Genomic DNA, 13,774 nt, shown 5'->3' on the forward strand with positions numbered 1-13,774 from the left:
TCATGTTCAGACTTAACCAGGGTTGGAAAGCATTTTTGAGTTTTGAAACTAAAGAACTCAGAAATTTTTTAATAACTGTAATAATTGCAGGTTTTCTTCTCAGTTCAAGGCATTTAGCTGCTGCAGAAACTCTTGATTCAGCAGTACTTTATTTTGTTGGTTTTACATTAATATTTAGCATATTATATTTTGTTTTTGTAGCGTCTCAAAAATTTATTGCGGCGACTAAAGGGTATCATGGAAGATATGAAATATGGAAATATGGTCCTTTACTCGGATTTTTTTTAACTATGTATTCTTTAATGTTTTTTCCATCACCAGTTTTATTTTTCTTAGTTATTTTGTACTTAGGTAATGTTTCAATAATAGATGTGCCTCGACTTAGGCTGGGCGAACATAGAAGAAGTATAAATATAAAAGACATGACTATTGTGGGATTAACAGGGCCAATAGTGCTTCTTTTTTTAATTTTGTTTTTTATACCATTTTATGCCCTGACGGGATTTTCTATAATTAAGTGGGCGATTATTTTCGGAAGTTTAATTTTGTTCTTTACAAGTCTTCCCCTTCCTTATATGAACGGGATAAATGTTCTTATAAAGTCCAGAATTGGTTGGTTAATTTATTTCTTTTTTTGTGCAGTGTTTATGTTCATGATTTCTGCCAGTCTAGCATCTTGGAATGTTTGGATATATATTTCTGCTGTTATTATTGCTTTATTGTTAGCTTGGTGGTTTAAGAAATATATGGTTCCTAAATTACATTGAAACCTAAGATGCCGCTTATCTTGTTTTTTTGCTTAAAGCATAGAAAATATTCCTTTTTGAAATAAAAATAAAGAGCAAATGAGTGTAATTATTGTGATTGGATATATTAACATTAAAAGCATGTATATTGCGATACCTATGTCTGTAAAACTTGCAAAATCTCCTCTAAATGCTAATCCTTTCAGTATTAAATAGAGAAATATGCTTAGAAATATTTTAAGAGGCACAAGTTCAAAATTGAATAATGTTATTATTATTGCAGCTATGATATCAACAAAACCTAAAAATTTTATAACAACCATTTAGTCTGTGAACTTTATCGCATTAATATTTTCTTTGGTTTTAAAGATGTTTGTCACGCTTATAATTTAGAGTGTGTTGCGTAGTATTGAGTTTTTTTGGATAAAAAACTTGTTTTTATAGGGTATGAGCATTTTTAGTAAAAAAAATTAAAGGTTGTTTCATTAACTATTGTTTTTTGGAGTGTCTCTTCAGGTCTTTCTTTTTCGTATTGCAAAGTATTGTTAGCTGCTTTGCAGTCTAAGGTTTTTACTAAGAAACACCGATCTTTAACGTGTTCCACGTTGTGTTTCTCTCAATTGAACTCTAGGGTAATACAGATATTTGGGACACGCCCTGTTTTTTTGAAAAGATTTAAATATTAGGTTTTTTGTAATTATTATATTCATATTTTTATAGGAGGGTGTTATTATGTCAAAAAAAGTTGCTAAACTCGGATTAAAAAAAGAAACTGGGTATCTTTATTTTATTGATAAGAATGGTGATGTTGCAAGAGCGGTCATGGTAAGGGGCGCTTTGAAGGGTAAAAAGAAGAAACCGGAAGTTGTTAGCAAGGCAAATATTAAAAAAGAAGCCGGTTTTTTGTATTTTGTTGATAAAGAAGGCGATGTTTCTAAGGCTAAAATGGCTCGTGGAAGAAAATAGTTCTTTTTTTTTTTAAAATATTTGTTTTCAATATGGTAATTAACTTTTTTGCATTATTATAAAACTGTTGTATGAATTAACAAATAGTATGACTGAATAGATATAAGCTGCTTAGAATATCATTTTTTGCGCGATAGATACACGCCTCTTTTTCGTTTTTAAGTAGCCCTGAACAAGAATTTTCAGTATTTATGAATAAAAAAACAGTCTTACTTCAAATTATTCATGATTTTACGTCCTTTTCGCTTTTCTTCACAGTTTTCTTTTTAGTTATTTTCTTTTTACTCTTTGTTTTTTTTACTGTTTTAGACTCTTCTTTTGGACTATTTTTCGTATTTTGTATGTCCTTTTCAACATTATTTTGTGAGGTATCCTGTGCTTGTTTAATTTGTTTAGGCTCAGGTGGTTGTTCTAATATCATTATTTTTTTAGATTCAGGGGTTTGCATGTTGGCTTCTAATTTTTGTTTTATTGTTTCTATGTTGTCAAATCTTTGACTTGCCTCTGTTGTTTGTGCAATTGGTTTATTAGAGTTTAAATTGCTATAGTTTTGTGGTTTGTAGTTTTGATAAGAAGTCTTTTGGTTTCTATAACTTAAATTTTGCTGTCTAACTGGCTTATTATATTCAAACCAATCTTCTTTTGTTATAGGATGAAAAAAATCCACTTCTTCTAGCAGTATTCTTGCAGTATTGTCCTTCACTGCCGAGATTTCCACTCTTACACCCTCGCTTTTTAAGTGTCTTACTAAATCAATATAATCAGAGTCTCCGCTTAAAATTATTATTGTATCGACTTTGCTTGCTAATTGTGTTGCTTTTATAGAAAGGGGTATATCTGCTGATTTATGACAAGGAACTACTGATCCAAAAAAGTTTTCATGTAATCGATCCGCCAATTTTGAAGATATTTGTCTTCCTTCTCTGAAATATATAAGCCTATTTAGTCCTCTTCCATTTAATAATCTAGGGATTATTACGTCAAAATTCAACATAGAATTTGATTGTGTTTGAGCTTGTATGCTTCTTTCAATGTTATTTCCATCACATAAAATTGCTACTGATTGCGTTATGTTTGTTTTCATTTTTTTGTATTTATTATTCCTCTTTTTTTTAAGTATAAATATTAGAATTAATTTAATAAAATAAAAATGTTTGTATTTAGCATTCTGTGTATTCTTTTAATCTGTCAATATTTTGTATTCCATTGTATATCTTTCCATTTATTTCCCAAGCAGGGTATGCTCTTATGTCTTTTGTTTCACAGATTGTATCATAGTTCTCTGATTCCTTATCGCATTCTATTATTTTTATTTTATCTGCTTCGTCTTCAAAAAAACTTAGTTGTTTTTCGTTATCTGGAGACCAATAAACTGTATACATTGTTGCTTTTTGTGATATGCAGTCTGTTAAGCTAGGCGTTGTTTTTTGTGACTCTGTTTCATTTGTTTCTTCTGTGTCTGTTGGTTGGATGTTGGGCTCTGGAATTTGTTGACTTGTATTTTCAGTTTCTTTATCATCCGTATATATTTCTATAATTGCATCTTTTTTGAGTTCTTCAACTTTCATATCATATTTCTTGTTTACTTCTTGTTGTTGTATTCCCAATTTTATTTGTTCTTTTACTTCCTCAAAAGTTCTTGTTGTTTCTGGTATTTGTTTTATTTTCTGCATTATATGGTACCCAAATTGAGATTTTACGAGTCTTATTTCTTTTTCATCCATTGTAAATCCAGCTTCTTTGAATTCCGGCACTAATGGATCATTCATTGTATAGTTGTATTCTCCACATGTTTCTTTACTTGCTATGTCTTCTGTGTATTCTTTAACTAAGTCGCAAAAATTTGTCGCATTTTCATTTATTTGCAATTGTATGTCTTTTGTTTTAGTGTATGTCTCAGTTTCATTTTCGTCTGTGAATAGTATTAATATGTGTCTTACTTGTGCTTGTTCTGGGACTTTGAATAAATTTTTGTTTTCTTCATAGTATGTTTTTAGTATTTTTTCACTTGTGTTTATTGTAGGAATTATTGTTTGATTTATGTATTCATTAACGATCATGCTTTGTTGATAGAAAGTTACCATTTGTTCGTATTCCATGTTTTGTTCTGCGAGTCGAGTTTTTAGTTCTTCTATTTCTATTCCTGTTTCCAACATTCTTTCTTGCAACTGTTTTTCTGCTTCATTTTTTGTGATTTTTATCCCTTGTTTTTCTGCATCTTGCAATATTAGTTTTTCATCTATTATTTGGTTTAGTATGATTTCTTCATTTACGGTTGTTGCACCAAGACTGCTTAGGCTTTGAATTCTAAAATCAATTTGACTTTGATATATTGGTTCGTTGTTTACTAATGCCAGTACTTTGTCTGCAGGAGTATTTGTTTGTGCTGCGTTGAATGCGAAGTATAATGCTATTATTATTGCTATTATAACTAATGAACTAGCAGCAACTATTGCCCAGTTTCCTTTTTCTTCATCTTCTAGAATTATTGTTTGCGGTTCCGTTCTTTTTTTCTTTGATTGCTCTTCAGGCTCACTTTTCTTTGATTTTTTGTTTTCTTTCTTTTTTGTTTCTTCTTTAGTTTCTGGTTTCTTTTCTTCTTTAGTTTCAGTATTATCTTTTAGGAATTTTTTCTTTTTTGGCGCTGTTTTTTTAGAAGTCTTCATTTCTGTTTTTGTTTTTTGTTCTGTTTTTTCTGGTTCTGAATCTGTTTTTTTTGCTGTTTTTTGTTCTGTTTTTTCTATTTCTTTTGAATCTTTTTTTAATTCAGTTTCAAGATCTAATTCTGCTTGACTTTTTCTTTTTGGATATAAATCTGAGTCGTATTCTATTTCTGTTAATTCATCTACGTCTTTGAATAGATCATTTGCCACAATTATCACCCTTTGATTTGTAAAATAATAGGATATTTTTATAATTGTATGTAACCGGTCTTTTTAAACTTATCGTTTGCACTAATTATGAAATGGTAACAGTTTATTGTTCTTTTTTAAAGATAAATTTAAAAAGCTGTTTTTTTATGAGTTTAGTTATGAATGATATAGTTATAGGTAGAAGTGAAAAAGATAAAAAGAAATTTGGAAATAAAGGTGTTGTTTTTTTAGGCAAACATTATATTCAAATGGGCCGAACAACCAGTCTTTCTAATGATGTTTTTTTAGATGTTATTAACAGTCACGTCGTTTTTATTTGTGGTAAGAGAGGCGGCGGCAAATGTCTTGCGGGGGATACAAGAATTACTCTAAGTGATGGTTCTGTCAAGAAAATTGATGAGTTAGAAAATAATGATCAAGAAATTATTAGTTTAAATGAAGATTTGAAAATAAGATCCATGGGCAAAGAAAATTTTTTTAAAAGAATTGTTGACAAAACTCTGCTTTTAACTCTTGAAACTGGAAAAAAAGTGAGGTTGACTCCAGAACATCCTTTATTAACTGTTTCGGGTTGGGTAGAAGCTAAAAATTTGCGGGTAGGTTCAAAAATTGCAACTCCCAAAATTCAAAGAGTTTTCGGAGAATATGATTTATCAGAGGCTAAAGTCAAATTATTGGCTTATTTGGTTGCTGGCTGTATTGTCAAGAAAAATTTTATTTTATTTAATATTAAGGATTCCATTTTAGTATCTGATTTTTGCAGTTCTATAAAACAGTTTGATTCGAATTTAATAATTGAGAATAATGACTGTTTTTCAGTTAAAATTTTAGAAACTAATATCGATTGTTTTTTTGATAAAAACAAAAATTTAAGTGTTGACTCTAGAAATCTTTATGTTAGAGATCTTAAAAATTCTTTAAGTAAATTGCTAGATTTGTCAGACTGTCCCGGCATGACTTTAGAAAACAAATTTGTTCCCCAAGATATTTTTAAATTACCTAAACATAAGCTATCTTTATTTTTGAATAGATTATTTTCTTGTGATGGAAGACTGTGTTGTGAAGACGATGAGTGGAAAATATATTATGATTCAAATTCAGAAAAATTAGTCAACGATGTTCAACATTTACTTTCCAGATTCGGAATTGTCAGCATCTTAAAAAATAAAAGACAGGGTTCTTCTTTTGGACCAAAGTACGAATTAATCGTTCAAGGTTCTTTTTTAAGAAGTTTTATTGAAGAAATTGGTTTTTTTGGGAATAAACAAAAAATCCAAAAGCGTGCTTTTTTAGAAACTGAAAAAGTAAAGAACAATTCCAATTTAGACAATATTCCTAAAGAATTACTAACTTTTTGTGATCATACTCTGCCTGTTGTTAATGATGATGGATTAGGTTACAACCTTTTTGAAAATGTAGTAAATCAGGGGAGTTCTTATTGCTCTGAACAAAGATTGGCGCAAATCTCTATTAATGATAAACATGACGCTGTAAATAAATTGGTCAATTCAGATATTTATTGGGATGAAATTATTTGTGTTGAAGAAATAGACGAATCTATACCTGTTTATGATTTTTCTGTTCCAGACACGCACAATTTTGTTGCAAATGATATAATTGTTCACAATTCTTACACTATGGGTGTTATTGCCGAAGGTGTTGCTGATTTGCCTGAAGAAATAAAACAAAATTTATCAATAATCCTCGTAGACACTATGGGTGTTTATTGGACTATGAAGTATGGTAATAAACAAGATCCTGATTTGTTAGATTCTTGGGGATTACAAGGAAAAGGTTTGGATGTAAAAATTTTCACGCCTTCAGGTTATCACGATGAGTTTAAAGAAAAAGGCATTCCCACAGATTATCCGTTCAGTATTAAACCATCCGAGCTTTCAGGTCATGATTGGGTTGTAACTTTTGGTTTATCAGAAGATGATCCAGTTGGTGTTCTTATCGAAAAAGTTATTTACGATTTGAAAGAATCGGGTAAAGATTACGGCATCAAAGACATCATCAAATCTTTAGATGCTGAAAAAAGCGCTGAAGAAAACGAAGTGAACGCTGCCAAGAATCGTTTTTTGAATGCAGATAATTGGGGTTTGTTTTCTAAAACAGCAACAAAGATTTCAGATATTGCTATGCCTGGGCAAGTCACTGTTTTGGATGTTAGTTGTTATGCTACTATGCAAGGTTCTTGGAAGATTAAAAATTTAGTTGTTGGGCTAGTTGCCGAAAAGCTTTTTATTCAACGTATGACTGCAAGAAAAGAAGAAGAATATTTGGATTTGCATAAGAGTCTCAATCCTTATAGTGATGAAGCCGTAAAAAAACAAAATTTTCCTCTAGTTTGGTTAGTATTAGATGAAGCTCATGAATTTTTACCTGTTAAAGGAAAGACTTTAGCTACAGATCCTTTAGTTACTATTCTAAGAGAAGGAAGACAACCAGGCATTAGTTTGATTTTAGCCACTCAGCAGCCTGGTAAAATACATACTGATGTTATGACGCAATCAGATACTGTTATTGCACATCGTATTACCGCTAAAATGGACACAGACGCTTTGGGCATGTTAATGCAGTCATATATGCGAAAAGGTCTAGTTGAAGAACTTGACAATTTACCTAGAGAAAAAGGCGCAGCTATTATTTTTGATGACACAAACGAAAAAATGTATCCTGTTCGAATCAGACCCAGATTTACTTGGCACGGCGGTGGTAGTCCTACAGCGATTCATGATGTTGATGAAGATTAACTAATATTGGTTTTTTTTCGGTTTTCTTTCCAGTAAATATATAAAATACTTGTATTTCATAAGTATTATGCCTTTTAGTAAAACGTTTCCAAAAAGCACGGATAAATCTGTATATCCTAAATGGGAAGAGATATATTTAACTGAAGAAGAAGAGAAAAAAGCAGAACAAGACTGCAGAAATGATAATATTTTGAAAATGTTGCAGTGCGTTGATGATGCTAGAAGTATTGTTTTAGATAAAAAACTAATGGAGAGTCAACAAATTCTTGTAGATATCGCTGTTGCTTTATTTGAAAAAAGAGCAAGCCATGAAGTCTTTTTCAAGGAAAAAAAAGCAAAAGAAAAATTTGACAAATTATCTAATTGAATTTTTCTATCATTAAACTGTGTGCACTTAAATAAGATGTTGCTGGAATAATTTTTAGTGTTTTTATTGAGAACATGTTTCTGTATATTTAGGTCGTAGATATACACCAAAAGATTTTTGTGCCTTGGTATTCTAGGCACGCTTTTGCTTTTCTAAGTAGGAATTTAAAATAACAATTTTTATCATAGTTATCTATTCATATTCAGCGCTTTAAAAATAATTTACTCATAAATACAATTTTAAAGCAATTAATTAACTGTGTTAAGGATATAACTAAATTCACTTAATTCTGACAGATTCAAGGTTTCTTGGAACTTCAGTTTCTACTCTGAACTGTTTGTGTAACGTAGAAGCTAAATCCAAACATCTATTATTTTCTCCGTGGTTAATTAAAATTCTACGAGGTCTAGGACTTAGATGTTGAACAAAGTTGATTAATTCTCTACGATCTGCATGACCGCTGATTTCAATTCTAGTAACATCCATTCTAATATTAAGAACTTCTTCTTTGCCACCTTCACGGAAAATAATTTCTTTTTCTCCGCGCTGAATACGCCTACCAAGCGTACCTTCCCCTTGATAACATGAGAATACTAGAGTGTGCCTTTTATCTTCAGCTAAACCCTTTAAATACTCAACACTAGGGCCCCCACTCAGCATACCACTAGTAGCAAGAATAATACAAGGACCTTCTTCTTCCATGATTTGTCGTCTTTCTTTTTGGCTTCCAACTTGTTTAATGTTTTTATTCAAAAAAGGATTATTGTCTTTGTGGAAAATTTGTTGTCTAATCGTTTTGTTCAAAAATTCAGGATATGCCGTAAAAATAGCAGTAATGTCCCAAACCATGCCATCAATATAAATGGGAATTTCTGGAATCAATCCATTCCTTACCATTTCTTCAACCAAAATCAAAACTTCCTGACCACGACCGCTTCCTAAAGTAGGCATTAAAACCTTGCCATGGCGGTTAACTGCAGTTTTAATGACTTCTTGTAAAATATTGTCTTGTGTCCTGACAGACTCCGTAACATTTTCTCTACCACCATACGTGGATTCGACAAGCATAGTTTCTAATCTTGGAAACTGAGTTGCAGCAGGGCTTAACAGACGAGTTTTAACAAATTTAATATCTCCAGTATATAATAAATTGTGCAAGCCGTTACCTACATGAATATGAACCATGCTACTGCCAAGTGTATGTCCTGCATTATACAAAGTAATTCTAACATCAGGAGTTACATCCGTCACTTCTTCATAATCCAACGTTATAGTGTGTTTCACCATCTCTTTTACATCATCAGTATCATAAATAGGATCTTTGCCTTCTCCGCGCGCAATCTTAATAGTATCTAATTGCAACAAAGCCATAATGTCTCTTGTGGGCGCTGTACAATAAACAGGGCCTCTATAACCAAACTTAAACAAATAAGGAATCAAACCCGTATGGTCAACGTGAGCATGACTAACAATAATTGCATCTAGTTCCTTAATATTTAGCTCAGGAGCTTCTAAAAACGGATAAGGATCATCAGGACTACTAACATCAATACCACAATCTAATAAAACTCTTGACTCTGGAGTTTGTAATAACAAACAAGATCTGCCAACTTGTCTTGCACCACCAAGATAACTTATTCTAATCCACTCATGTTTCTTCTGACGAAGCCAACCGTTGTACACTCTTTCACCAACTTTGTTCAAAAATTTTCTACGATAATCAGAATTTTGATATAAAACGCTTCGAATATTTTCAATGATTTGACTTCTAATAAGAGGAGTTCTCTTAATTTGAGGAACCCAAAAAGTTTTGGCCTTTATTCGTTGTAGCAATTCACCTTGTTTGCCTATTGCAAGACCAGGTTTCTCAGCTTCAATAATGACGATTGATCTTTGAGGATCAAATATTATCTGATCAATTCCAGCTTCATCACCAATCAATGCTCTGATTTCTTTCTCAGCTTTATCAGGATCATGACACAACTCTGGATCCGGCCTTAATTCAATTCTTTTTTTAATTTTATAAACAATGCTCTTCACAAGACCCTTATCATCCTTAACAAAAGTCTTATCTTTAGAATACAAAACAATATTTGCACCCTCAAAAACAGCATCACTGATCTTTCCACTCGGTATATCCTTTAATATTTCCTTTATTATTTCGCTTGACATAGAACTTTCACTTCACTTTTCTTAAAAAAATACTATTTAAATTTCACCTAACTCAATTTTTTAAATAACCTTTATGACAAAAAAATTAATTTAATTAATTTAATTTGTTACTAATCAATTTTTGTGCAAGTTTTTTCACACCATTTTTATTAATAACAAAAACATCAACGCCTTCACCTGATGCGTTATCCCTCTTTAAAGCAGAACCAATTGCCCTAAAACAAAGGTCTACTGATTCATCTTCTGTCAATCCTTCTTTGTAAGAATCTTCTAAAACACCTAATGCGTAAACCATGCCAGACCCGCTAGTAACAAATCCAACTTCTGGTTTAATTTCAGTCAAAGATCCATCAGGGAAAATATCATATAGATGAGCTCCTGTAGAATCATACCCTCCAATAATAAAATGGGTTATACTTCCTCGGCTTCTAATCCCGCTATAAGTAAACGCAGATAATAAATTAGCAGCCTCTCTAACGCTAGCAACCCTGCCAGTTTTTAATTCCTTTAAAGCAAGTTCAGCTTTCAGATATTTAATTAAAACTTGAACATCAGAAACACTACCTGACAAAGTCAAAGCTAAATTATCGGTGATTGGAATGACTTTCTCCACAGTCTTATCAACAATAAGACTTCCTGCTGTAGCTCTCTTATCAGCAGCCAAAATAACGCTGTCCTTTGCCAACACACCGACAGTTGTAGTGCCTGTCTTTAAAATATTTTTATCTTCACTCATTAATATCAATCCCAATTTATATTATATTGTGCCTAGCAGCCTTTAGAATCGCTAGAAAAAATTTCATTAAACTACGTAAGTCTCCATTTATTTATATAGTTTTTGCTAAATAATCCAAAACAACCACAGTAACCTTTATAAATCAAACAGCATTCCTGACAATTACCCGAAAACACTACTTCACGTAGGAGGGAATTAATATGGATAAAAATTTAATACAAAAATCAATAAAGGACTTAAGAGAAAACGCAAAAAAAAGAAAATTCTCACAATCATTTGACTTGATAGTAACACTAAAAGATTTAAATCTGAAAAACGTTGATGAACAAGTAGATTTCTTTACAACAATACCTCACATTCAAGGAAAACAAAAAGTAGCAGCCCTAGTAGGACCTGAACTAGAAGAAAAAGCGAAAAAAATATGCGATATCACAATAAATGTAGATGACTTTGATAAATATAAAGATAAAAAACTAGCTAAAAAGTTAGCAGCTGAACATACTTTTTTCATAGCACAAGCAGAAATAATGCCAAAAGTTGCAGCTACATTCGGAAGAGTGCTAGGCCCAAGAAATAAAATGCCAAATCCAAAATTAGGATCTGTACTGCCTGCCAAAGGGCAAGTAGAAACAATATATGAGAGACTACAAAAAACAGTTAGAGTAATGGCGAAAAAATCACCAGTCATTCAAGTAAAAATAGGAAAAGAAGATATGACTGACGAACAAATAATAGAAAACATACAACATGCATACAATCAAATAGTGCATCACTTACCAAAAGAAAAATCAAACGTCAAAGAAATAATGCTAAAACTAACAATGAGCAAACCAGTAAAGATAGAATAAAGGAATCAAAATGGAAAAAGTTCAAGCACATGTATCAGAAGAAAAGAAAAAAATCGTTAAAGAATTTTCAGATTTAATAAAAAAGTACGAAGTCATAGCCGCAGTAGATGTAGAGAATTTGCCTGCAAAACAACTAAACCAAATGAGAGCCAGTCTACGAGGTAAAGCTCATTTACAAATGACAAAAAGAAGACTTCTAAAACTAGCAATAAATGATTCAGGAAAAGAAAAAATAGACGAACTAATAAAATATATGACGGGGATGCCAGCTTTATTATTCACAAACGAAAACCCATTCACACTGTTTAAAATACTAAAAAAAAGTAAAAGTCCAGCGCCAATAAAAGGAGGACAAATAGCCCCTAAAGACATAATTGTAAAGGCAGGCCCGACAAATTTTGCACCAGGACCAATAATAGGTGAATTAGGTCAATTTAGAATCATAACTGGTGTTGAAAACGGAAAAGTCGCAGTAAAAAAAGATGTCACAGTAGCAAAAGAAGGCGAAGAAGTAAAACAAGGACTGGCCGCATTACTAACAAGACTAGAAATATATCCTATGGAAATAGGATTAAACCTACAAGCAGCATACGAAAAAGGATCAATACTAACAAAAAAAGACCTAGACATAGACGAAGATGCATTCCTAGCACAACTTAAAGGAGCAGCAAGAGATGCATTTGCTTTAACAATAGGAATAGCATACCCGACAAAAGACAACATAACACAATTAATATGCAAAGCAACAACAGAAGCAATAGGATTAGCAGATTCACAAAATATAATAACAAAAGATACAGTAAAAGTACTTGCTAAAGCAGAAGCTCAAGCAACAGCAATTAAAAACAAAGTAACAAAAGAATAAGACCAACGAAAGTACAATACTATACAATTAGGAGGAACAAAAAATGGAATATGTATATGCAGCATTACTCCTGCACAAAGCAGGGCAAAAAGTTGATGAAGAATCAGTAAAGAAAGTACTAACAGCAGCAGGCGTTCAAGCAGATGATGGAAGAGTAAAATCACTAATAGCAGCACTAGATGGAGTGGACATAGAAGAAGCTATAAAATCAGCAGCAATAGCACCAGCACCAGCAGCAGCGCAAGCAGCAGCACCAGCAGCAGAAGAGAAGAAAGAAGAGAAGAAAGAAGAAAAGAAAGATGATGGAGCTGCAGCAGCAGGACTAGGCGCACTTTTCGGATAAGCTTAAAAAACAATTTTTTTAATTTTTTTAAACTAATTTTTCATCAGTGATACCAACATGTTACAAGAACAAGAAAAGGAAAAGCTCTTAGAGACACTAAAAAAAGCAAAAGATGAAGTAAACAATCTAAAAAAGAGACTGAACGAGCTTAACAAAGAAAAAGAAAAATGGTTCTCAAAAAAAGCAGAAATAGGTACACAAATAAAAAGCAAAATAAATCAAGTTAAAGACCTAAAACAAAAAAGAAATCAATTCTCAACAGAAGTAAAAACTCTAAAAGACAAAAGAAACCAACTAAACACAGCAATAAGCACAAACATAAAAGACTTAGTTCACAAAGATGATAAAACTGATATAAAAAGAGACAAAAATAAAAGTTATGGATTCATAAAAAAACAAATAGAAAAAATAGAATATAACATGGAAACAACTCCTATGAAGTATGCGCAAGAACAAAAACTGATGAAACAGCTAAAACAGCTAAGAAAAGAACTAGAAACGTTAGCACCAATAAGAGAGGCAACAAAAGAAATAAAAGAAAAAAGCAAAGAAACAGACAAACTCAAAAAAGAAGCAAATAAACTGCACAAAGATATGCAAGAAAAAGCACAATTAAGCCAACAATATCACGAAGACCTAATAAAGCTATCAAAAGACATAGACGAACTAAAAGAAAAAGAAGAAGAAGCATTCAAACAATTCTCAGAACAAAAAGACGTATTTACAGAAGCAAACAAAGATTTAAAAGAAAAATTAAAAGCTGTAAATGAACTACAAAGCAAACTTCAAGAGCATAACATAGAATTCAAAGAAGAACGGCAAAGAAATGATAGACAAGAACTAAAGAAAAAAGCAGCAGAAGTAGAAGAAAAACTAGAAAAAAGAAAAAAACTAACAACAGAAGACCTACTAATACTGCAAAGAACAGGAAGCACAGGACAAAAAAAGAAGCCAAACAAAGAACAACAAAACGACACAGAAAACAAATAATTATTTCTTTATAAAATACTATAACAAAAATTATTTCTAAAAACAAAAAATTGAACTTAAAACTAAAAAATACCTAAATGCTGACGATAAGAACACAAAAACTCCATAAACT

General features: G+C 31.6%; 14 protein-coding genes. 8 read left to right on the top strand and 6 right to left on the bottom strand.

Going from position 1 to position 13,774, the window contains the following annotated elements; translation table 11 throughout:
- Window positions 1-2 precede the first annotated feature (2 nt).
- Window positions 3-767 (top strand): hypothetical protein, encoded by a 765-nt coding sequence (locus K9L97_02290; protein ID MCF7871840.1) that lies wholly within the window; start codon window positions 3-5, stop codon window positions 765-767.
- 32 nt (window positions 768-799) lie between these two features.
- Here the strand turns inward: K9L97_02290 and K9L97_02295 are convergent, their stop codons facing one another.
- Window positions 800-1,069 carry a hypothetical protein gene (locus K9L97_02295; protein ID MCF7871841.1) on the bottom strand — a complete coding sequence of 90 codons (270 nt, stop codon included), beginning with the start codon at window positions 1,067-1,069 and terminating at the stop codon, window positions 800-802.
- 134 nt (window positions 1,070-1,203) lie between these two features.
- Window positions 1,204-1,350: a hypothetical protein gene (locus K9L97_02300; protein ID MCF7871842.1), complete on the bottom strand. Its 147-nt coding sequence runs from the start codon at window positions 1,348-1,350 to the stop codon at window positions 1,204-1,206.
- 128 nt (window positions 1,351-1,478) lie between these two features.
- Between K9L97_02300 and K9L97_02305 the strand changes: the two genes are divergently transcribed.
- Window positions 1,479-1,712 (top strand): hypothetical protein, encoded by a 234-nt coding sequence (locus tag K9L97_02305; GenBank protein MCF7871843.1) that lies wholly within the window; start codon window positions 1,479-1,481, stop codon window positions 1,710-1,712.
- Between the two features lie 223 nt (window positions 1,713-1,935).
- Here K9L97_02305 and K9L97_02310 read toward each other — a convergent pair whose 3' ends face one another.
- On the bottom strand, window positions 1,936-2,796 hold the full coding sequence (locus K9L97_02310) for an NYN domain-containing protein (GenBank protein MCF7871844.1): 861 nt from the start codon (window positions 2,794-2,796) through the stop codon (window positions 1,936-1,938).
- Between the two features lie 76 nt (window positions 2,797-2,872).
- Window positions 2,873-4,585: a peptidylprolyl isomerase gene (locus K9L97_02315; GenBank protein MCF7871845.1), complete on the bottom strand. Its 1,713-nt coding sequence runs from the start codon at window positions 4,583-4,585 to the stop codon at window positions 2,873-2,875.
- A 158-nt stretch (window positions 4,586-4,743) separates the two neighbouring features.
- On the opposite strand from K9L97_02315, the gene K9L97_02320 reads away from it, so the two are divergent.
- Both K9L97_02320 and K9L97_02325 read left to right on the top strand, forming a co-directional pair.
- Window positions 4,744-7,341: a hypothetical protein gene (locus tag K9L97_02320; protein MCF7871846.1), complete on the top strand. Its 2,598-nt coding sequence runs from the start codon at window positions 4,744-4,746 to the stop codon at window positions 7,339-7,341.
- A gap of 67 nt (window positions 7,342-7,408) precedes the next feature.
- A complete protein-coding gene (locus K9L97_02325) occupies window positions 7,409-7,708 on the top strand; it encodes a hypothetical protein (protein ID MCF7871847.1) in 300 nt (99 codons plus the stop codon).
- Window positions 7,709-7,987: 279 nt separating this feature from the next.
- On the opposite strand, the gene K9L97_02330 is transcribed toward K9L97_02325, so the two are convergent.
- Window positions 7,988-9,880 (bottom strand): beta-CASP ribonuclease aCPSF1, encoded by a 1,893-nt coding sequence (locus tag K9L97_02330; protein MCF7871848.1) that lies wholly within the window; start codon window positions 9,878-9,880, stop codon window positions 7,988-7,990.
- A 94-nt stretch (window positions 9,881-9,974) separates the two neighbouring features.
- Window positions 9,975-10,616, bottom strand: coding sequence for a proteasome subunit beta (locus K9L97_02335; GenBank protein MCF7871849.1), 642 nt, complete (start codon window positions 10,614-10,616; stop codon window positions 9,975-9,977).
- Window positions 10,617-10,816: 200 nt separating this feature from the next.
- On the opposite strand from K9L97_02335, the gene K9L97_02340 reads away from it, so the two are divergent.
- From K9L97_02340 to K9L97_02355, 4 genes are read left to right on the top strand one after another with little or no spacing between them, the layout of a single operon-like run.
- Window positions 10,817-11,464, top strand: a complete 648-nt coding sequence (locus K9L97_02340) for a hypothetical protein (GenBank protein MCF7871850.1) — start codon at window positions 10,817-10,819, stop codon at window positions 11,462-11,464.
- 10 nt (window positions 11,465-11,474) lie between these two features.
- Window positions 11,475-12,329, top strand: a complete 855-nt coding sequence (locus tag K9L97_02345) for a 50S ribosomal protein L10 (protein MCF7871851.1) — start codon at window positions 11,475-11,477, stop codon at window positions 12,327-12,329.
- Window positions 12,330-12,372: 43 nt separating this feature from the next.
- A complete protein-coding gene (gene rpl12p, locus K9L97_02350; GenBank protein MCF7871852.1) occupies window positions 12,373-12,672 on the top strand; it encodes a 50S ribosomal protein P1 in 300 nt (99 codons plus the stop codon).
- A gap of 57 nt (window positions 12,673-12,729) precedes the next feature.
- Complete coding sequence (locus tag K9L97_02355) at window positions 12,730-13,662, top strand: hypothetical protein (GenBank protein MCF7871853.1); 933 nt, start codon at window positions 12,730-12,732, stop codon at window positions 13,660-13,662.
- Window positions 13,663-13,774: the final 112 nt, after the last annotated feature.

This window comes from Candidatus Woesearchaeota archaeon (genome assembly GCA_021735165.1).
In the GTDB taxonomy this organism is placed as follows: domain Archaea; phylum Nanobdellota; class Nanobdellia; order Woesearchaeales; family 21-14-0-10-32-9; genus JAIPET01.